Origin of the sequence: Bradyrhizobium nitroreducens (assembly GCF_002776695.1) — a bacterium.
Classification (GTDB): Bacteria; Pseudomonadota; Alphaproteobacteria; order Rhizobiales; family Xanthobacteraceae; genus Bradyrhizobium; species Bradyrhizobium nitroreducens.
In genome coordinates this window covers 5,903,552-5,909,243 of the sequence record NZ_LFJC01000003.1, presented here as the reverse complement: position 1 = coordinate 5,909,243, position 5,692 = coordinate 5,903,552, and the positions used below count along the sequence as shown (strand labels likewise).

The following is a 5,692-nucleotide window of genomic DNA, read 5'->3' as shown; positions in this document are numbered from 1 at the left end:
AGTCGGAAATCACCCAGATCCAGCAGGACATGAAGAACGTCGCCAGCGCGGCGACCTTCAACGGCGTCAACTGGCTGAGCACGAACGCCTCCACGCCGACCACCGTCAACCTGGTGTCGTCGTTCTCGCGCGTCGGCTCCACGCCGACCACCAGCTCGATCACCGTGACCGTCGCGAACTACTCGCTCTACACCTCGAGCACGAACGGCATCCTCGACACGGTGAGCGGCAGCGCCTCGGTCGACAGCCTCAACATCGGCGCGCTGACCGACTCGGCCGCCGACCAGACCATTCTCGATGGTTACATCGCGAAGGTCACCGCGGCGATCGGCACGGTGTCTTCGGGCGCCGCCAACCTCGGCGCCATCAAGAACCGTATCTCGAACAACTCGGAGTTCGTGAAGTCGCTGATGGACTCGGTTGATCGCGGTATCGGCCAGCTCGTCGACGCCGACATGAACCAGGAGTCCACCCGCCTGGCCGCTCTCCAGGTCCAGCAGCAGCTCGGCGTTCAGGCGCTCTCGATCGCCAACAACAACAGCCAGAGCATCCTGTCGCTGTTCCGCTAAGTCCCAGACCGTCTGGGGAGGGCCGCGCTTCTGCCGAAGCGCGGCCCTTTCGTTTGGCGCGCCGCGGCGCGCCATGATTTCGGCGCGCCTGTTGCAGAAGGAGCACGGCGCCGCAAGCCCCGCACAAGCTTCGCGGGCTAGTCTGGCCGTTACGACGGGTTGGGTTCACGCGCATTTCCGCTGCCCAAAGGCATGATGCCGCCCTGTCGTACCGGTGCAAGCCCGGTATGTCCCCAAATCCAATCTGCTCTCAAAGGGACATCAAAAATGGCTTCCAGCCTGCTTACCAACTCCGCTGCTATGACTGCGCTGCAGACCCTCCGGAATGTCAGCGCCAGCCTCCAGACGACTGAAAACCGGATCTCCACCGGCCAGCGCGTCTCGACTGCATCGGACAACTCCGCCTACTGGTCGATCGCGACCTCGATGCGCGCCGACAACGCCGCGCTCTCCGCCGTCTCCGACTCGCTCGGTCTGTCGGCCGCGACCGTCGACACCGAATACACCGCCTTGAACAAGGTCATCGGCGACCAGAACTCCGGCCTGACCAAGCTCCAGGCGCTGCTGGTCGAAGCCAAGACCGCCGGCATCGACCGCACCAAGATCCAGTCGGAAATCACCCAGATCCAGCAGGACATGAAGAACGTCGCCAGCGCGGCGACCTTCAACGGCGTCAACTGGCTGAGCACCAACGCCTCGACCCCGGCCACCGTCAACCTGGTGTCCTCGTTCTCGCGCGTCGGCGGCACGCCGACGATCAGCACCATCACGGTGACGGTTGCCAACTACTCGCTCTACACCGCGAGCACGAACGGCATCCTCGACACGGTGAGCGGCAGCGCCTCGGTCGACAGCCTCAACATCGGTGCGCTGACCGACTCGGCCGCCGACCAGACCATCCTCGATGGCTACATCGCGAAGGTCACCGCGGCGATCAACACCGTCAGCCAGTCCGCCGCCAACCTCGGCGCCATCAAGAACCGCATCTCGAACAACACGGAATTCGTGAAGTCGCTGATGGACTCGGTCGATCGCGGTATCGGCCAGCTCGTCGACGCCGACATGAACGCGGAATCGACCCGGCTCCAGGCGCTGCAGACCCAGCAGCAGCTCGGCGTTCAGGCGCTCTCGATCGCCAACCAGAACAGCCAGAGCATCCTGTCGCTGTTCCGCGGCTAAGCGGCGCTTTCGAAAACGACCGTGCTCCCTTCAGGGAGCACGGTCCCCGCCGTGACCGGCGGACGCGACGGCACATGACGTGCCCGCAATCGACCCCGACGCCAGACCTGATACGGCCCGCCGCAACCGACCGCACCATGATGCGCCCGGAGCGACTGCGCGTTGCCGAAAGGCTGAAGGCGTCTCCAAGCTTCTTGTAAAATTGCAACGCCGTGCCTGCGAACTGACACAATCGCGTCCGCGCGCAACCCTCAGACAAGGTTGGCAGCGGAGTGTCGTCTACGTTCGCATTGGTACGAGGTCATATGCTGTTCAGTCGTGCGCAGATACAGCAACTGCTCAACAACCTGCTGGAGCTTGGGCCGCGACGCCTGATGGCCTTGGGACTGATCGGCTTCGCCGTTCTCGTCACCGTCGTCGGCGGCGCGTATTATCTGAGCCGTCCCGAGTTCGAGACGCTCTATACCGGCCTCACCCGCGAAGACGTGACGCGAATGGGCGCGGCGCTGCGCGAGCAAAACGTCACCTTCGACGTCAACACGGCGGGCGATGCGCTCTCGGTGCGCCCGAGCCAGACCATGCAGGCGCGCATGCTGCTCGCCGAGAAGGGGCTGCCGACCAGTGCCAATTCCGGCTACGAGCTGTTCGACAAGATCGGCTCGCTCGGATTGACCTCGTTCATGCAGGAAGTGACGAAGCTGCGCGCGCTGGAAGGCGAGATCGCGCGCACGGTTCAATTGATGAAGGGCGTCAAGGCGGCGCGCGTGCATATCGTGCTGCCGGTGCGCGGCTCGTTCCGCGCGACGCAGCAGCCGCCATCCGCCTCGGTCGTGCTGCGCACCGACGGCGCGATCGAGGCGCGCACGGCGCAGTCGATCCGCCATCTCGTCGCCGCCGCGATTCCGGGCATGAGCCGCGACAAGGTGACGGTGCTCGACGCCGACGGTTCGATGCTGCTCGCCGAAGAGGACGAGGCGAGCGCCGCCCCGACCAAGATGGCGAGCCTGCAGAAGACGGTCGGCGGCATGGTGCAGGAGAACATCCGCAAGGCGCTGACGCCGTATCTCGGCCTCGACAATTTCGAGGTGAGCGTCGCCCCGCAGCTCTCCACCGACAAGAAGCAGATCAACGAGACCGTCTACGATCCCGAGAGCCGTGCCGAGCGTTCGGTGCGGAACGTGCGCGAGAAGGAATCGTCGCAGAACGCCGACCGTTCGACCCCGACCACGGTGCAGCAGAACCTTCCCGATCAGCAGGTGAACGCCGGCGGCGGCAAGAACTCCAGCGAGGACAAGACCCGCCGCGAGGACGTCACCAATTTCGAGGTCTCGTCCAAGACCACGACGACGGTGAGCGACGGCTATTCGGTGAAGAAGCTCTTCATCGCCGTGCTGGTCAATCGGGCCCGGCTGGTCGCCGATCTCGGCGACAAGACCAACCAGGCCATCGTCGACAGCAAGCTCGCCGAGATCAGCCAGCTGGCGGCGACGGCCGGCGGACTGGACAAGACGCGCGGCGATCAGATCCAGGTGACGGCCGTCGACTTCATCGAAGGCTCGCGCGAGCTGGCGCCGGTGCCGCCGATCAGCTTCGTCGAGATGATCAACAAGCAGCTCGGCAGCGTCATCAACGCGGTGACGATCCTGGCGGTTGCCTCGATGCTGGTCTGGTTCGGCTTGCGGCCGGCGGTCAACGGCATTCTGACGCATCGCGCGGAGCAGGAGCAGGTGGAGGCCGCCGAGGCCGCTGAGCTGGAAGCCGCTGCGGCCCTTGCCCTTGCAGAGAACAGCGACCCCGAGCTCAACCTCGTCGAGGACCTCGAAGGCAAGATGCAGCGCACGCCGCAGAAGCGGCTGGAGCAGATCGTCCGGCTCGATCAGGCGCAGGCGGCAGCGATCCTTAAAGACTGGATGCGACGCGAGGAGGCGGCATGAACGCGGCAATCGGAAAGCTCCTGACTCAGTTCGACGCGAACGGCCGGGCCAAGGCACCGCCGCCTCCGCCGCCCAAGATCCAGGACGTGCTGACAAGGCCGAAGGAGATCGCGCGCGAACCTCAGCCGCAGCTTCAGGCTCAGCCGCAGCCGCAGTCGCCGCCTCCGGCGCCGAAGGCGGAAGCGCCGCCGGTCAATCTGCTGGAGGACGCCTACCGGCGCGGCCTGGCCGCCGGCGTTGCGGAAGGCGACACCAAGCTTGCCGAGGAGCGCGTTCGCAGCGCGGTCCGGCTCGGCGAGGAGCGCGCCAAATGGTCCGACCAGCAGGCGGTCGCGATCGTCAGCGGCTTCGAGGCGGCGTGCCGCGAGATCGAGACCAACATCGCAAGCTCCGTCGCGCGGATCCTGCTGCCGTTCCTCGCCGACGCGGTCCGTGACAAGGCGATCGGATCGCTGGTCGAGCAGATTGCGGCGCTGACCGGCAACTCGTCGGTGCCTGCCTTCAAGGTCACCGGCCCGAGCGAGCTGCTCGATCTCGTGAGAACCCAGCTCGAGGCGTCCAGGCGCACCGGCATCGAGTATGAGGCGGCCGAGACGGTCGAGGTCCGCGTCGTCGCCGACCAGACCGTGATCGAGACGCAGATCTCGGCCTGGAGCGAACGCCTGAAGGAAGCGCGCCGGTAACCCGCCATGGAAGAAGTCAAGCATGAGCTCGTGATCGTCCGCCGTCGCAGCGCCTTTGCCGAGGAGGCGCATCACGGCGGCGTATGGAAGATCGCCTATGCGGACTTCATGACCGCGATGATGGCGTTCTTCCTGGTCATGTGGCTGCTGAACGCGCTCAACCAGGACCAGAAGCAGGTTGTCGCGAGCTATTTCAATCCGATCAAGCTCGCGGAGAACGCACCTGCCCCGAAAGGTCTGAAGGACCTCTCCAAGAAGGAGCCGTCGTCGTTGGAAGGTCAGGACGGCAGGCGGCAGCCGGCCGGTCCGAGCGAAGAGCGCCGCGGCGATTCCCCGACGGCGGAGAAGCCGCCCTTCTACGAAGAGAAAGTGCTGTTCCGCGATCCCTACGCAACGCTCGCCGAGATCGCGAGCAGCGCCAACCAGGCCTCGGGGCAGCGGCGCGCCGGCGCGCTGACGTCGGCCGAAGAGGATGGCCTGAAGGGCGGCGACGCCTATCGCGATCCGTTTGATCCCGGCTATTGGAAGCTGGCTCCGCAAGCCTCCAAGGACGCGGATCGCATGATCGAAAGCGAGCCCAAGCCGAATGCCTCCGCGCGCGACGCCGCGGCCGCCGCAAGTCCGGGTGAGCAGACACGTCGTGCCAAGGCGGACGACGCCGGCGGAAGCGTGGCTTCGAACGCGGATGCGTCGTCCGCGAACCTGTCGCCGCTGATGCCGCCGGCGCCGGCGCAATCGCCGCGCGAAGGCAGCGCCCAGGCGACGGCTCAGGCGAACAATCAAGCGACCGCTCAAGCCAACGCCGCCGCGCCGGCACGTCCGAACGATGCCGCCAAGGAGAACGATCCGCGCGATGCCGCGCAGACTCAGCAGCCGACCGTCAAGCAGCTGCAGTCCGCGATCGCGGAGGCGCTGTCGGACATCAAGGCGGGCGCAGGCCCGGCGGCCGAGGTGCGTCAGGTCGAGGAGGGGCTCCTGATCAGCCTGACCGACGATGCGAGCTTCGGCATGTTCGCGGTCGGGTCGGCCGAGCCGCGGCCCGAACTGATCCGCGTGATCGACAAGATCGGGCCGCTGCTGACGAAGCGCCAGGGCATGATCATCGTCCGCGGCCATACCGACAATCGGCCGTATCGTTCCGAGAACTACGACAATTGGCGGCTGTCGACCGCCCGCGCCCAGATGGCCTATTACATGCTGGTCCGCTCCGGCGTCGACGCGCAGCGGATCGAGCATGTCGAAGGTTACGCCGACCGGCGCCCGAAGCTTCCGAACGATCCAGCGGCCGCGCAGAACCGCCGGATCGAGATCCTGATCCGCGAGAAGC

The 5,692-nt window shown here is 66.0% G+C and carries 5 protein-coding genes; all 5 read left to right on the top strand.

Annotation, left to right across the window (positions count from 1 at the left end; all coding sequences use genetic code 11):
* On the top strand, positions 1-569 hold a 569-nt coding region (locus TSA1_RS28355; RefSeq protein WP_283814393.1), incomplete at its 5' end, for a flagellin.
* 267 nt (positions 570-836) lie between these two features.
* A complete protein-coding gene (locus TSA1_RS28350; RefSeq protein WP_100179220.1) occupies positions 837-1,748 on the top strand; it encodes a flagellin N-terminal helical domain-containing protein in 912 nt (303 codons plus the stop codon).
* 305 nt (positions 1,749-2,053) lie between these two features.
* The gene (gene fliF, locus TSA1_RS28345; RefSeq protein ID WP_174719112.1) at positions 2,054-3,682 is read left to right on the top strand and encodes a flagellar basal-body MS-ring/collar protein FliF; all 1,629 of its coding nucleotides are present in this window, start codon (positions 2,054-2,056) and stop codon (positions 3,680-3,682) included.
* Positions 3,679-4,365, top strand: coding sequence for a hypothetical protein (locus tag TSA1_RS28340; RefSeq protein WP_100179218.1), 687 nt, complete (start codon positions 3,679-3,681; stop codon positions 4,363-4,365). The genes fliF and TSA1_RS28340 overlap by 4 nt, the downstream gene beginning before the upstream one ends.
* A gap of 6 nt (positions 4,366-4,371) precedes the next feature.
* Positions 4,372-5,692 (top strand): MotB family protein (locus tag TSA1_RS28335; protein ID WP_100181374.1); only part of this gene is annotated, 1,321 nt, incomplete at its 3' end.